At 65.4% G+C, this 14,162-nt stretch carries 12 protein-coding genes; 4 read left to right on the top strand and 8 right to left on the bottom strand.

Going from position 1 to position 14,162, the window contains the following annotated elements; translation table 11 throughout:
• Nucleotides 1-29: 29 nt before the first annotated feature.
• The 8 genes from CIT40_RS18370 to gltX all read right to left on the bottom strand — a co-directional run bounded on the left by CIT40_RS18370 (nucleotide 30) and on the right by gltX (nucleotide 9,255).
• Nucleotides 30-794: an SDR family NAD(P)-dependent oxidoreductase gene (locus CIT40_RS18370; protein WP_094890500.1), complete on the bottom strand. Its 765-nt coding sequence runs from the start codon at nucleotides 792-794 to the stop codon at nucleotides 30-32.
• The gene (locus tag CIT40_RS18365; RefSeq protein ID WP_094890499.1) at nucleotides 791-1,900 is read right to left on the bottom strand and encodes an ABC transporter ATP-binding protein; all 1,110 of its coding nucleotides are present in this window, start codon (nucleotides 1,898-1,900) and stop codon (nucleotides 791-793) included. Before CIT40_RS18365 ends, CIT40_RS18370 begins: the two co-directional genes overlap by 4 nt.
• Before the next feature lie 10 nt (nucleotides 1,901-1,910).
• On the bottom strand, nucleotides 1,911-2,768 hold the full coding sequence (locus CIT40_RS18360; protein WP_162307557.1) for a carbohydrate ABC transporter permease: 858 nt from the start codon (nucleotides 2,766-2,768) through the stop codon (nucleotides 1,911-1,913).
• Nucleotides 2,761-3,684, bottom strand: coding sequence for a carbohydrate ABC transporter permease (locus tag CIT40_RS18355; RefSeq protein WP_414645358.1), 924 nt, complete (start codon nucleotides 3,682-3,684; stop codon nucleotides 2,761-2,763). Before CIT40_RS18355 ends, CIT40_RS18360 begins: the two co-directional genes overlap by 8 nt.
• Nucleotides 3,681-4,967 (bottom strand): ABC transporter substrate-binding protein, encoded by a 1,287-nt coding sequence (locus tag CIT40_RS18350; protein WP_094890496.1) that lies wholly within the window; start codon nucleotides 4,965-4,967, stop codon nucleotides 3,681-3,683. Before CIT40_RS18350 ends, CIT40_RS18355 begins: the two co-directional genes overlap by 4 nt.
• A gap of 55 nt (nucleotides 4,968-5,022) precedes the next feature.
• Nucleotides 5,023-6,195, bottom strand: a complete 1,173-nt coding sequence (locus tag CIT40_RS18345; protein ID WP_162307556.1) for an ROK family transcriptional regulator — start codon at nucleotides 6,193-6,195, stop codon at nucleotides 5,023-5,025.
• 181 nt (nucleotides 6,196-6,376) lie between these two features.
• Complete coding sequence (gene gltA, locus CIT40_RS18340; protein WP_094890494.1) at nucleotides 6,377-7,681, bottom strand: citrate synthase; 1,305 nt, start codon at nucleotides 7,679-7,681, stop codon at nucleotides 6,377-6,379.
• Between the two features lie 146 nt (nucleotides 7,682-7,827).
• Nucleotides 7,828-9,255 (bottom strand): glutamate--tRNA ligase, encoded by a 1,428-nt coding sequence (gene gltX / locus CIT40_RS18335; RefSeq protein ID WP_094890493.1) that lies wholly within the window; start codon nucleotides 9,253-9,255, stop codon nucleotides 7,828-7,830.
• 144 nt (nucleotides 9,256-9,399) lie between these two features.
• Here gltX and CIT40_RS18330 point away from each other — a divergent pair, with 144 nt between their 5' ends.
• The 4 genes from CIT40_RS18330 to CIT40_RS18315 all read left to right on the top strand — a co-directional run bounded on the left by CIT40_RS18330 (nucleotide 9,400) and on the right by CIT40_RS18315 (nucleotide 14,158).
• Nucleotides 9,400-11,076 (top strand): glutamine--tRNA ligase/YqeY domain fusion protein, encoded by a 1,677-nt coding sequence (locus tag CIT40_RS18330; RefSeq protein WP_094890492.1) that lies wholly within the window; start codon nucleotides 9,400-9,402, stop codon nucleotides 11,074-11,076.
• A gap of 4 nt (nucleotides 11,077-11,080) precedes the next feature.
• Nucleotides 11,081-11,467, top strand: coding sequence for a nuclear transport factor 2 family protein (locus CIT40_RS18325; protein ID WP_094890491.1), 387 nt, complete (start codon nucleotides 11,081-11,083; stop codon nucleotides 11,465-11,467).
• Between the two features lie 82 nt (nucleotides 11,468-11,549).
• Nucleotides 11,550-11,783: a DUF2171 domain-containing protein gene (locus CIT40_RS18320; protein ID WP_015685840.1), complete on the top strand. Its 234-nt coding sequence runs from the start codon at nucleotides 11,550-11,552 to the stop codon at nucleotides 11,781-11,783.
• A gap of 95 nt (nucleotides 11,784-11,878) precedes the next feature.
• Nucleotides 11,879-14,158: a ComEC/Rec2 family competence protein gene (locus CIT40_RS18315; RefSeq protein WP_094890490.1), complete on the top strand. Its 2,280-nt coding sequence runs from the start codon at nucleotides 11,879-11,881 to the stop codon at nucleotides 14,156-14,158.
• The last annotated feature ends 4 nt before the right edge of the window (nucleotides 14,159-14,162 follow it).

Genomic DNA, 14,162 nt, shown 5'->3' with positions numbered 1-14,162 from the left:
CGGCGGCGTGCAGCCTTGACTGAACGGCCCTACGCGAGTCCCGCATCCACCCGAAAGCACTGGCTGGTGATGCGCCGGCTTTCGTCCGAGGCGAGGAACAGCGCCATGCTGGCGATGTCCTCCGGCGTCACTGCATCCGGAACGGCTTGACGCGAGCGCACCTCGGCGATGACCTGATCGTCCGGATACCACAGCCGGCGCTGGCGCTCGGTGATGACCATGCCCGGTGCAATCGCGTTGACGCGGATGCGGTCGGGGCCGACTGACCGCGCCAGCGAGTTGGTGAACCCGACGATCGCCGCCTTGGCCGCGGCATAGACCGGCAGCGCCGGAGCGCCGCGCATCCAGGCGATCGAGGACATGTTGATGATCGAGCCGCCGCCGCGCGCCTGCATCTGCGGCACGATTGCTTGCGCGGCAAAGAAGACGTGCTTGAGGTTGACGCCGATCGTCCAGTCGAACTCGGCGGGCGTCACTTCGCTCAGCACCTGGCGCTGATCGTTGGCGGCATTGTTGACGAGGACGGCGGCGTCGCCGAGCTTTCGCTGAATCTCGGCCATTGCGGTTCGCAGGGCGTCGATGTCCAGGAGGTCACAGGAAACGAACAGGGGCGTCGTGCCGCCCGCCTCGGCGACCTCCGCAGCCAGCGCCTCGCCGGCCGCCTTGTCGAGGTCGAGGAAAGCGACGCGGGCGTGCTGGGCGGCGAAGGCTCGGACGAAGGCGGCGCCGATGCCGCTGGCGCCACCGGTGATCAGCACCGCGCGATCCGCGAGGCTCGTATAGGTCGTCGTCATGCGATCAATCGCTCCGTTTCGGGGTCGAACAGGCAGATGCGGCGGGTGTCGAGCGCGAAAGAGGCCATCGCGCCGGCCGCGGGCCGGATGTCGGGCGAGATGCGCGCCATCGCCGGCTCGCCGCCGAGCCGCAGCGACACCATCGTCTCGGCGCCGGTGGGCTCGACCAGGTCCACGGGCGCCTCGACGATGACGGGCGCGTCTGCCGAGAACGTGCGGCCGCCCTCGGCGATGCATTCCGGCCTGATGCCGAACACCACATCGCGTCCGACATAGGGGCCCGCGCCCTCATATTCGCTCAAACGCAGGCGGATTTCGTCCGGCCGTCCCGCGCCAATCACGACAACGAGGCCGGCGTCTCCGGTCTCGAGCCGGGCAGGTATCGTGTTCATCGGAGGCGAGCCCATGAAGCGCGCGACGAACAGATTGGCGGGATAGCGGTACACGGTGTCGGGATCGGCAAACTGCTGCACCACGCCGCGATGCATCACGGCGATCCGCGTCGCCATCGTCATCGCCTCGATCTGGTCGTGGGTAACATAGATGATGGTCGCGCCGATGCGCTGGTGCAGCCGCTTGATCTCCATCCGCATCTCGACGCGCAGTTTCGCGTCGAGATTGGACAGCGGCTCGTCGAACAGGAAGAGCAGGGGATCACGCACCAGCGCGCGGCCCATCGCCACGCGCTGGCGCTGGCCGCCGGATAATTGCGAGGGTTTGCGGCCGAGCAGCGGCTCGATCTGGAGCAGTCTGGCGACGTTCGCGACCGCCTTGTCCTGCTCGTCCCTGGGGACGTGACGGCATTCCATGCCGAAGGTGATGTTCTGGCGTACCGTCATCGACGGGTAGAGCGCGTAGGACTGGAACACCATGGCGATGTCGCGGTCTTTCGGCGGGACGTCGTTGACGACGCGCCCGCCGATCTCGACGGTGCCCGCGCTCGGATGATCGAGCCCGGCAACGATGTTGAGCAACGTGGACTTGCCGCAGCCGGATGGCCCGACCAGCACCGTGAACTCGCCGCTTTCGATGTCGAGATCGATGCCCTTCAGCACTTCGAGATTGGCGTAGCGCTTCGACAGGGTTCGAATGCTCAGTGCCGCCATGACAGCTCCATCATTTCACGGCCCCGGCAGTCAGGCCGCGGACGAAGTATTTGCCGCCGAGGAGATAGATCAACAGCGTCGGGAGCGCCGCGATGATCACCGCGGCGCTCTGCACGCCATGCTGCGGGATGTCTGCGACCGCAGCCGACAGCGCGATGAGAGCGGCCGTGACCGGCTGCTGCTGGCCGCTCGTGAACGTCACGCCATACAGGAACTCGTTCCAGATATGCGTGAACTGCCAGATCACGGTGACGACCAGGATCGGCGGCGAGAGCGGCAGGATGATGCGCCAGAAGATGCGGAAGAACCCGGCGCCGTCGATGCGCGCGGCCCTGATCAATTCATGGGGAATGGCGACATAATAGTTGCGGCAGAACAGCGTGGTGAAGGAGAGCCCCTGGATGGTGTGGATCAGCACTAGGCCGGCAAGTGTGTTGATGAGACCGATGTCCCGCAGCACGATGGTCCAGGGAAGCAGGCGCATCTGCTGGGGAAGGAACAGTCCGAGCGTCACGATGCCGTAGATCCAGGTGTCGCCGCGAAAACGCCAGAGCGACACGGCGTAGCCGGCGATTGCCCCGAGCAGGGTCGAGAAGATCGTCGCAGGGATCGTGACGAGCGCGGAGTTCAGCATGTACGGCCGGATGCCGGCGCAGGTCTCGGCGACGCAGAAGCCGCTCCAGGCCGCCAGATAGTTGCTCCAGGCCCAGTGCTGCGGCCAGCCGATCATCGAGCCCTGCGCGATCTCCTCGTTGCTGCGGAGCGAATTCAGCACGACGACGGCCAGCGGCGCGAGCCATGCTGCGGCGACCAACAGGACGACGAGATAGATCAAAATCCGGTTCGGGGTGAAGGAGCGGTCACGCATGGGCAGCCCGCCGTCGCTGCACGTATCGCCACGCCGCATACGGCAGCAGCACCGCGAGCAGAATGAGCAGCATGAGGACCGCCGCCGCCGCGCCCCGTCCCAGCAGGCTGCGCTGGAACATCAGGTCGTAGACGACGAGCGCGGGAAGCTGGGTCGCGATTCCCGGCCCGCCATTGGTGAGCGCGCGCACGAGGTCGAACGTCGAAATCGCGAACTGCAACTGGATCACGACGACGGTGATGGTGATCGGCCAAAGCGACGGCAGAATGATGCGCCGGTAGATTCGAACTGGCCCCGCACCGTCGATCTGCGCGGCCTTGATGATATCGGCGTCAACGGAGCGAAGGCCGGCGAGGAAGAGCGCCATGGCGAAGCCGGAGGATTGCCAGATCGCAGCGATGACGATGGTCCAGATCGCCATGTCGCGGTCGATCAGCCAGTCGAACTTGAAGGAGGTCCAGCCGAGGTCGTGGACCAGCTTCTGGATTCCGAGACCGGGATTGAGCAGCCAGCTCCAGACCGTGCCGGTGACCACGAATGACACTGCGAGCGGATAGAGGAAGACGGATCGCAGCACGTTCTCGCCGCGAACGCGCTGATCGAGCAGGATCGCGAGGGCGAGGCCGGTCGCCGCGCTCAACAGCACGAAAGCGCTCCCGAACAGCAGCAGATTGTCGAAGGCGATTTGCCAGTTTCGCGATGCCAGCACTGACGAGTAGTTGCGCAACCCCACCCAACCCGTAACAGGAACGAGCGTGGACGGCGTGAACGAGATCCAGACCGTCCACAGCGAGAACGACACGAGGTGCGCGGCGGACAGCAGCAGCGGCACCCAGATCATCAGATATTCGGGCAGCCGGCGCATCCATTCGGGAAGCGCCGGCCGGTCCGGTCTTATCGAGACGGCATTGCTCAACGCGCGCCCTCGACGGCCTCGGCGAGACGGACGGCCGCCTGCTCGGGCTTGATCGTCTTGTCCTTCACGTACTCCGTGATCACGTCGATCATCGCCGCGGTCATGCCGTTTTCCTGCGCCATGTTGTGCGCCATGCTGAGGAGCGCTTGATTGCTCGCGATGGCGCTCTTCAGGGCGGCCGAGGTCGTTCGTTGCCCCTCCGACCAGCCTTCGCCGGACAGATCGACATCTGTGCGGACGGGGATCGATCCCGTGATCTGCGAATACATCGTCTGGATCGCAGGATCCATGACGAGCTGGGCCATCAGCGTCTGGCCCGCCTGCAAATCGGGCTCCTTGCGCTGCCAGAAGATGAAGGCATCGGCGTTCAACAGGAACACCGGCTTGCTATTGTCGCTGGGGCCCGGTGCGATCGTGAAGTCCTCGAACTTGAAGCCGGCGTTGCGCAATACGCCCTGCGCCCAGCCGCCCATGATCATCATGCCCATGTCGCCGTCGACGAAGCGCTTGAGGTTGGTCGAGAAGTGCTGGGCGCCGACATTGGGATCCATCCAGTCGGCGATCTTGCGCACCTGCGCGAACGCGGCCTTGATCTCGGGTCCCCCCAGCGCCTTCTTGTCGAGATTCATGATGGCGGCGCGATATGCGAGGGGACTGATGCCGGCGAGAGCGGCCTCGAACTTCTGCCCGTCATCCGGACGGGTGCCGCCGTTGGCGATGGGCGAGGCGACACCGCCCGCTTTCATCTTCTCGGCGAGATCGTTGAAGTCCGCCCAGGTGACGGGGATCTTGTCCGCCTTGGCCTTGTCCATCGCGCGCTTGGACAGGAACAGCATGTTGGTGCTGTAGATCTGCAACGGCAGCGCGATCCATTTGCCGGCCGGCTTGTGCAATTTCGCGAGGTCCGGCGCGACCACCTTCTCGTAGCCGGCGGCGGCGACGACGGCGTCCAGATCGACAGTCGGGGCGATCTTCGACCAGGCTGCGATTTCGGGACCCTTGAGTTGCGAGCAGGCCGGCGGATCGCCGGCCATGATCTGAGCGCGCAGCTTGTTCATCATCTCGGTGGTGAACCCGGGAACGGGCGAGTGCTGCCAGACCCCGCCTTTCTCCTCGAATTTCTTCCCGAGCGCAGTAATGGCCGCCCCATCGCTGCCCGCGGACCATTGCGAGATCGCGGTCAGGCGCGGCTTGACCGCGCCTTGCGCGCGGGCAAAGGCGGGCAGTGCGAGCGCGGCGGCAGATCCAGCGAGCAGACGGCGCCTTGTTATCGTGATCGGCATGGCAGTTCCTCCCGGTGTGAATTCTCTTGCGCGAGCCGCGCAGCTTCAGGCCATCTCAGGCGGCCTCCGTCGATGCGGCCGGCATGCCGCCGCGGCAGGCGAGGCAGAACGCGGCGAAGGCCAGCGCGGCCCTGGGATCATTGCCGTTCGACGGCGGCACGAAGGCCAGCGACACCCGCGCATGCTGGCGGCCGCCGAGCAGGCAGGCATCGACGCCGTCGACCAGCGCTTTCCGATCGTCTTCCGCAAGGAGCGAGGGCCAGCCGGAGATGGCGACGCCGTGACAGGGTTTGACGTTCAGCGTGTTGCCGATCGCGAGCCCAAGGCGATACAGGCGAAGCCGCAGCTCCTGGCGCACGCGCGAGGAGATCGGGATCGCGGTGACCCAATCGCTGCCGAGCTGGAGCAATTCCGGCTCGGGCACGCCGAGAAGCTCGGCTAGCGCCGGAAGCGATGTATAGGCCTCGACACAGCCGATGTGGCCGCAGCGACAGCGCGGTCCGCCTTCGCCAAACACCATGTGACCGAGCTCGATCGGCTGCAGCGTGTCGGTCTCGACAGGATCACCCATCCAGGCGCCCGCAACGCCATGGCTGACAAAGACGAAGAGGTGCGTGTCATTGAACGGATAGTTTTCCGTGCGGCAACGATGGAATGTGGCGTGCGCTACGACCGAATTGGTGAATTCGACAGGCACGCCGGCGAACATCTCGCCGAACATGTCGCTGATGCGCCCGACGTCACAGGGGATGATGGGATTGACCGAGGCGCTCAGCCGGCCAAGGCCCGGAACGGAGACGCCGACCTGCGAGAGGGCGACGCGGCGGCGCCGCGTCCAGTCGCGCAACGATGTCATCGCTTCGCGAAACACCCGGCCGACGGTCTCGACCGTCGGCGTCTTCGGCAGCTTCACGCGTTCGGTGTAGTGCAATTCGCCCGACAGGCCGCCGACGCCGAAGCCGAGGTGCTGCGCCGTCAGCTCGAAGGCCGCGAGCGCGACCGCGCCGTCGAGCGACACCAGGCCGGTCGGGCCGCCGACGTAAGGGGCAGGGCGCCGCACTTCCTCGATCAGGCCTTCGGCCTTCAGGTCTAGCAGGATGCGCGACAGGCTCGCTTCCGACAGGCGCACGGCCTTGGCCAGCGGCGGACGAAACGAACCGCCCGACTGAAGCAGATGAGTCAAAATAGCAGCACGCGTCTGCCGCCGACTTCTCGGCTGCTCCGGCATTTCCGTCCCTGGCGTCATTCTTACTTAGTGTAAGAATGCGCGCGGAGCGTTTGGACTGTCAAGCGTTCGCCGCTGCGACGGGCCGACTTGTTGTTGTGCGCGGCAGCAAGAGGTGCGGGCCCAAAACAGAAACGGCGCCATCCTGCGATGGCGCCGTTGCGAAAGCCGTATCGGCCTGGGTTTACTTGCGATCCTTGATCGCGACGTAGTCGCGGCGGGTGACGCCGGTGTAGAGCTGGCGCGGACGGCCGATCTTCTGCTGCGGGTCCTCGATCATCTCGCTCCACTGGCTGATCCAGCCGACGGTGCGGGCGACCGCGAACAGCACGGTGAACATCGAGACCGGGAAGCCCATCGCCTTCAGCGTGATGCCCGAATAGAAGTCGACGTTCGGGTACAGCTTGCGGTCGATGAAGTACTGGTCGCTGAGCGCGATCTTCTCGAGCTCGAGCGCCACCTTCAGCATCGGATCGTCGCCATGGCCGGTCTCCTTCAGCACGGCGTGACACATCTTCTGCATGATCTTGGCGCGCGGATCGTAGTTCTTGTAGACGCGATGACCGAAGCCCATCAGGCGGACTTCGGAATTCTTGTCCTTCACCTTGGCGATGAACTCGGGGATCTTGTCCACGCTGCCGATCTCGGCGAGCATTGCGAGGGCTGCTTCGTTGGCGCCGCCATGCGCCGGGCCCCACAGGCAGGCAATGCCGGCGGCGATGCAGGCGAACGGGTTGGCGCCCGAGGAGCCGGCGATACGCACCGTCGAGGTCGAGGCGTTCTGCTCGTGGTCGGCGTGCAGGATGAAGATCTTGTCCAGCGCGTCGGCGAGCACCGGGTTGATCTTGTAGTCCTCGCACGGCACGGCGAAGCACATGTTGAGGAAGTTCTCGGCGAAGGTGAGCGAGTTCTTCGGATACACGAAGGGCTGGCCGACGGTGTACTTGTAGGCCATCGCCGCCAGCGTCGGGATCTTCGCGATCATGCGCATGGAAGCGATCATGCGCTGCTTGGTATCGTTGATGTCGGTCGAGTCGTGATAGAACGCGGCGAGCGCGCCGACCGAGGCCACCATCACCGCCATCGGATGCGCGTCGCGGCGGAAGCCCTGGAAGAAGCGGGCCATCTGCTCGTGCACCATCGTGTGATGGATCACGCGGTCGTCGAAATCCTTCTTCTGCGCGGCGGTCGGCAGGTTCCCGTAGAGCAGGAGATAGCAGGTCTCGAGGAAGTCACCGTTCTCGGCGAGCTGCTCGATCGGGTAGCCGCGGTATTCCAGCACGCCCGCGTCGCCGTCGATATAGGTGATCTTGGACTGGCAGCTCGCGGTGGAGGTGAAGCCGGGATCGTAGGTGAACAGGCCGGACTGGCCGTAGAGCTTGCCGATGTCGATGACATCAGGCCCGACGCTGCCGCTGTGGATCGGGAGATCGTAGTTCTTGTTTCCGACCGTCAGCGTAGCGGTCTTATTGCTCGATTTTGCGTCCATCAGAGGTCCCCGATGTATGGTGAAACGGGCCGGAGCCGGAGCCCCCTTTGAGAGATGATGGGGCTGGCCGGATGTTCCAGAAGGTACGGAGGAGATGGGTATATTATTGCTGTGTGCGCTGCAAGATCACCGCACGCATGCTCGACTTACGTCGTAGACTGATCCTTAAGCCGGCCGAGGCTTTCCTGGCGTCCCAGGACGTCCAAAACCTCAAATATACCAGGCGACGTCGTCCGCCCGGTCAGCGCGGCCCGCAAGGGTTGGGCGACGGCGCCGAGCTTGAGACTATTTTCCTCGGCAAAAGCACGCAGCGCGGCTTCGGTCGCGGCGCCGCTCCACGTCTCGACTTTCTCCAGCGCGGAATGTAGCTGGCCGATCAGCTTGCGGTTCTCCGGCGTCAGCAGCGCTTGCGCCTTGGGATCGAGCTCCAGCGGCCGGTCGGCGAAGATGAAATAGGCGCTGTCGATCAGCTCGATCAGCGTCTTGGCGCGCTCCTTCAGGGCCGGCATGGCCTTGAGAAGCTGCGCACGCGTGGTGTCATTTAACTTGGCCTTAAGCTCGTCGCGCGCGGGCACCAGATGGTCGAGCACGTCCTCGAACATCTTCACGAGTGATTGATCGTCGGCGTGGCGGATGTAGTGGCCGTTGAGGTTTTCCAGCTTGGCGAAATCGAAGCGGGCGGCGGCGCGGCCGACGCTGGCGAGATCGAACGCCGAAATCATCTCCTCGGTCGAGAAGATCTCCTGGTCGCCATGGCTCCAGCCGAGCCGGACGAGGTAATTGCGCAGCGCGGCCGGCAAATATCCCATGGCGCGGTAGGCGTCGACGCCGAGCGCACCGTGGCGCTTGGACAGCTTCGAGCCGTCCGGGCCGTGGATCAGGGGGATATGGGACATGCTCGGCAGCGCCCAGCCCATCGCATCGTAGATCTGCTTCTGGCGGGCGGCGTTGATCAGATGGTCGTCGCCGCGAATGACATGGGTGACGCCCATGTCGTGGTCGTCCACCACCACCGCGAGCATGTAGGTCGGGTTGCCATCGCCGCGCAAAAGCACGAGGTCGTCGAGGTTCTCGTTCTGCCAGACGACGCGGCCCTGGACCTGGTCCTCGATCACGGTCTCGCCGGTCTGCGGCGCGCGGAGCCGGATCGTTGGCTTGACGTCGGATGGGGCTGTCGCGGGATCGCGGTCGCGCCACAGGCCGTCATAGAGACGGGTGCGGCCCTCCGCGCGCGCCTTCTCGCGCATGGCGGTGAGCTCCTCGGCGGTGGCGTAGCAGCGGTAGGCCTTGCCGTCGGCGAGCAACTGCTCGGCGACCTCGCGGTGGCGCGCGGCGCGGCTGAACTGGTAGATGACCTCGCCATCCCAGCCGAGCTCGAGCCATTTCAAGCCGTCGAGGATGGCGCCGATTGCCGCCTCCGTGGAGCGCTCCCGGTCGGTGTCCTCGATCCGCAGCAGCATCTTGCCGCCGTGCTTCTTCGCATAGAGCCAGTTGAACAGCGCCGTGCGGGCGCCGCCGATATGGAGGAAGCCGGTCGGGGAGGGAGCAAAGCGGGTGACGACGGGAGAGGTCATTATTGGCAGGGCCCATGCATTGGAAGCGGTGGTATATAACAGGACCGGAGCATAACTAAAGCCCGGCAGCGGACCGCTTAAGGCCTTGGCTCAGCCAAGCGAATTTGGCAGAAGGACCGCTGATTTCCCGACAGGATTTTGGTAATGACAGAACCGGTGGCGACTGAGGTTGGGCGCGATTTCATTCGTGACATCATCCAGGCCGACCTCGATCAGGGCAAGTACAGGGAGATCGTGACCCGGTTCCCGCCGGAGCCGAACGGCTACCTGCATATCGGCCACGCCAAGTCGATCGCGCTCAATTTCGGCATCGCCCAGGAGTTTCCGGGCCGCTGCCATCTGCGCTTCGACGACACCAATCCGGTCAAGGAAGAGCAGGAATATATCGATTCCATCCAGGCCGACGTGCGCTGGCTCGGCTTCGACTGGGGCAAGAACCTGTTCTTCGCCTCCGACTATTTCGACCGGCTGTACGAATGGGCGGAGCAGCTGATCCGTGACGGTCTCGCCTATGTCGACGACCAGTCCCAGGAAGAGATCCGCCAGGCGCGTGGCACGCTGACCGAGCCCGGCAAGAACTCGCCGTTCCGCGACCGCAGCGTGGACGAGAACCTCGACCTGTTCCGCCGCATGAAGGCCGGCGAATTCCCCAACGGCGCGCGCGTGCTGCGGGCCAGGATCGACATGGCCGCAGGCAACATCAACCTGCGCGACCCCGTGCTGTATCGCATCCTGCACGCCCACCATCCGCGCACCGGCACCAAGTGGCACATCTATCCGAGCTACGATTACGCGCACGGCCAGTCGGATGCGATCGAGGGCATCACGCACTCGATCTGCACGCTGGAGTTCGAGGACCACCGGCCGCTCTACGACTGGTTCATCGAGAAGCTGCCGGTGCCGTCGCAGCCGCATCAGTATGAATTCGCGCGGCTCAACCTGACCTACACGCTGCTGTCCAAGCGCGTGCTGACCCAGCTCGTCCGCGACGGCCATGTCGCGGGCTGGGACGATCCGCGGATGCCGACCATGGCGGGCATGCGCCGCCGCGGCGTGCCGCCGGCGGCCTTGCGCGAATTCGTCAAGCGTATCGGGGTTGCCAAGGCCAACAGCGTGGTCGACGTCGGCATGCTCGAGTTCTGCATCCGCGAGGAGCTGAACCGCACGTCGCAGCGTCGCATGGGTGTGCTGCGACCGCTGAAGGTGGTGATCGAGAACTATCCGGAAGGGCAGACCGAGGAGCTCGAGGCGATCAACCATCCCGACGATCCCTCGGCCGGCACGCGCAAGATCACTTTCGGCCGCGAGCTCTATATCGAGCAGGACGACTTCATGGAGAACCCGCCGAAGAAGTTCTTCCGCCTGTCGCCGGGCAACGAGGTGCGGCTGCGCTACGCCTATTTCGTCAAGTGCACCGGCGTGATCAAGAACGACAAGGGCGAGGTGGTGGAGCTGCGCTGCACCTACGATCCCGCCACCAAGGGCGGCAATGCGCCCGACGGCCGCAAGGTCAAGGCGACCATGCATTGGCTGCCGGCGGCGAATTCGGTGCCTGCGGAGATCCGCATCTACAACCAGCTGTTCGCCAATCCGAGCCCCGACGCCTCGAATTTCGCGGCCGATCTCAATCCGCAGTCGCTCGAGATCCTTGCCGATGCCAGGATCGAGGCATCGGTCGCGGAAAGCAATTCGGCCGAGCCGATGCAGTTCGAGCGCCAGGGCTATTTCGTGCGCGACAAGGATTCGACGCCCGGCAAGCCGGTGTTCTCCCGCACCATCGGCCTGCGCGACACCTTCGCGAAGGAAGTCGCGAAGGGCTGATGACATGAGCAATGAAGCCGACGCCATCGTTTCCACCATCATTTCGAAATGGTGCGCCGGCTTCGCGACGCTCGACGCGGCCGCGCTGTCGTCGCTGTATTCGAACAACGCGTTCTTCTTCGGCTCCAACCCGAAACTCTATCGGGGCAGGGACGGCGTCGCCGATTATTTCAGCGGCCTACCGCGCTGGCGTAAGCCGAACGCCGTGTTTTCCGACGTGAACGCAGCGCAAGCCGGCCCTGATCTGATCAATATGGCTGCGACCATCTCGTTCGATCTCGCCGGCGAGCGGGACGATCTCGTCGTCAAGATGAGTTGGGTCATCGTCCCCGAGGACGGCGACTGGAAGATCGTCAATCACCACGCGTCCGCGCAGGCGCCGCTGATCTGAGGGGCCGCACGGCATCGTCATTGCGGGGAAAGCAACGAACGCGCACCTTGCGCGTTGTGTGGGTCCAGAAGAGGAACTCACCATGCAGAACATCGCAGAGCATATGGAAGTCATCGGCGCCGACGGCGTCCATGTCGGTACCGTCGACAAGGTCGAGGGCAATCGCATCAAGCTGACCAAGAAGGATAGCGGCGAGGGCAGTCACAAGGGCCACCATCACTTCATCGACAAGGGCCTCGTTGCCGGCGTCGAGGGCAACAAGGTGCGGCTGTCCGCCAAAGCGGACGTGGCCGTGACCATGGAAGAGGAAAAGTAGGGGCGGCTCCCCTCGTTCCCGGTCTGTACCGCTATTCGCGCCGCTGCACGTTCCGGTAGCCTCCGCGTCAGTCGCGTCGCGTAAGGTGCAGGGATATGGCGGAGCCGGGCCGGCCAGTACGGTCCCAGGGAGTTGCCGGGACGTGGCCGGTCGGCCGTGCCGCACCAGCTGGCGGCTTCGCGCCGGTAGGGTTTGGGGCCTGGCCGGCAATCGTCGAGACGTTGCGGGAATGGGCCCGCGCCGAGGCCGGCGCCGGGCGACTGTTGCCGTGGGTGCCTGTCGCCTTCGGCGGCGGCATCGCGCTGTATTTTGCCGCCGATCATGAGCCGGTGCTGTGGGTTGTTGCCGCGACGGCGATCGCCTTCCTGTTCGGCGCGATCCTGTTGCGGCGGAGCCGGCTGTTTGCGCCTGCGATCATGATTGCGGCGGTCGCGGCCGGCTTTGCTGTGGCAACCTGGAAGACGGCGCGCATCGCCCATCCCGTGCTGGCCAAACCGCTCTATTCGGTGTCGCTGTCGGGTTTCGTCGAGGCCCGCGACATCCGCGAGCGCACCGACCGTTTCGTGCTGCGCGTCACCGCGATGGAGGCGCAGCGCAGCGAGGTCAAACTGGAACGCGTCCGCCTCTCCGTGCGCAAGGGCACTGCGCCCGCGGTCGGCAGCTTCGTGCAGCTCAAGGCGCGGTTGATGCCACCGCTCTCACCGGTACGCCCCGGCAGCTATGATTTTTCGCGCGACATGTTTTTTCAGGGCATCGGTGCCTCCGGCTTCGTGATGGGCGCGATCACCGCTTCAATCCCGCACGATGAAGGCGGCCTGCGGCTGCGTTATGCCGCCTTCATGCAGGGCCTGCGCGATGCGATCGATGCGCGCATCCGCGCCACGCTCGAGGGCGACAACCGTGCGATCGCGACGGCGCTGCTGACCGGGCGGCGCGATGCGATTTCGACGCCCGTCAACGACGCGATGTTCATTTCGGGGCTCGGGCACGTGCTCTCGATCTCCGGCTATCACATGGCGGTCGTCGCCGGCGTGGTGTTCTTCGCGGTGCGTGCTCTGCTGGCCTTGATCCCGGGACTGGCGGCCGGCTTCGCCATCAAGAAATGGTCGGCCGCCGCGGCGCTGGTCGCGGCTGCGTTCTACCTGCTTTTGTCCGGCGCTGAGGTCGCGACGCAAAGATCGTTCTTCATGACGGCGGTGGTGCTGATCGCGGTGATGGTCGATCGCCGCGCCATCACGTTCCGCACGCTCGCGGTGGCGGCGCTGATCGTGCTCGCAGTCGCGCCCGAAGCGCTGGTGCATCCGAGTTTTCAGATGTCGTTTGCAGCGACGCTCGGGCTCGTCGCGCTGGTGCAGATCGGCATGCCGAACCTGTTCGCCTCGCCCGATCATTCGGCGACCGCGCGCGTCGCGATGTGGGGCGGCCGCGAGATCGCGATGCTGTTCCTCGCCTCGCTGATCGCCGGGCTTGCAACCACGCCCTATGCCGCCTTTCACTTCCACCGCGTCACGCCCTACGGCGTGCTCGCCAATCTCGGCGCAATGCCCGTGGTCTCGGCGCTGGTGATGCCGGCCGGGCTGCTGGGCCTGCTCGCGGCGCCGTTCGGGCTCGACGGCGCGTTCTGGTGGCTGATGGGGATCGGCATCGACTGGATGGTCGTGGTCTCGCGCTGGGTGGCGGCATTGCCGGGCGCGGTCGGCCGCATCCCGGCGTTCGGTATCGCGCCGTTGATCGCAGCGAGCTTGGGGATCATCGTGATGGGCCTGTTGCGCACGCCTTTGCGCTGGGGCGGCGCCATGGTGCTGCTGGCCTCTATCGCCTGGGGCCTTTCGGTGCGGCAGCCCGATATCCTGATTGCCGGGGATGGCGCGAGCGTCGCGGTGCGGGGTGGGGACGGGCGCTTGCACCTGATCAGGACGGGCAAGGACAATTTCCTGCTGAAGGAGTGGCTGTCTGCCGACGCCGATCCGCGCGATGCCGGCAGTGGTGCACTGGCGAGCGGCATATCGTGCGACGAATCCGGCTGCGTGACGCCGCTCGCCGACGGGCGGCTGGTCGCGCTGGCCTCGCGCATCGAGGCGCTGGCGGATGATTGCAACCGGGCCGCACTGGTGGTGACGTCTCGGCCGGCGCCGCCCGATTGTGCGGCGATGGTGGTGGATCGGCAGCGGCTCGCTCGCCAGGGTGCGCTGGCCCTGACGCCACGCGGCGACGGCTTTTCCGTTCAGCCGGTGAGGGCGAGTGGCACAAGCCGCCCCTGGTCGCCGGCAGCTGCCGGCGAGGGTGAATTCGAAGGAGCTCTCGTGCCGAGGGCGGCGGCTCCGCGCAGCAAGGATGCGACCCCGGCGGAGGCCGATCTTCAGGCGGAGGACTGAAGCC

The organism is Bradyrhizobium amphicarpaeae (genome assembly GCF_002266435.3).
Classification (GTDB): domain Bacteria; phylum Pseudomonadota; class Alphaproteobacteria; order Rhizobiales; family Xanthobacteraceae; genus Bradyrhizobium; species Bradyrhizobium amphicarpaeae.
Note: the sequence above shows the minus strand (reverse complement) of the source record. Positions and strands in the feature narration are given on the sequence as shown.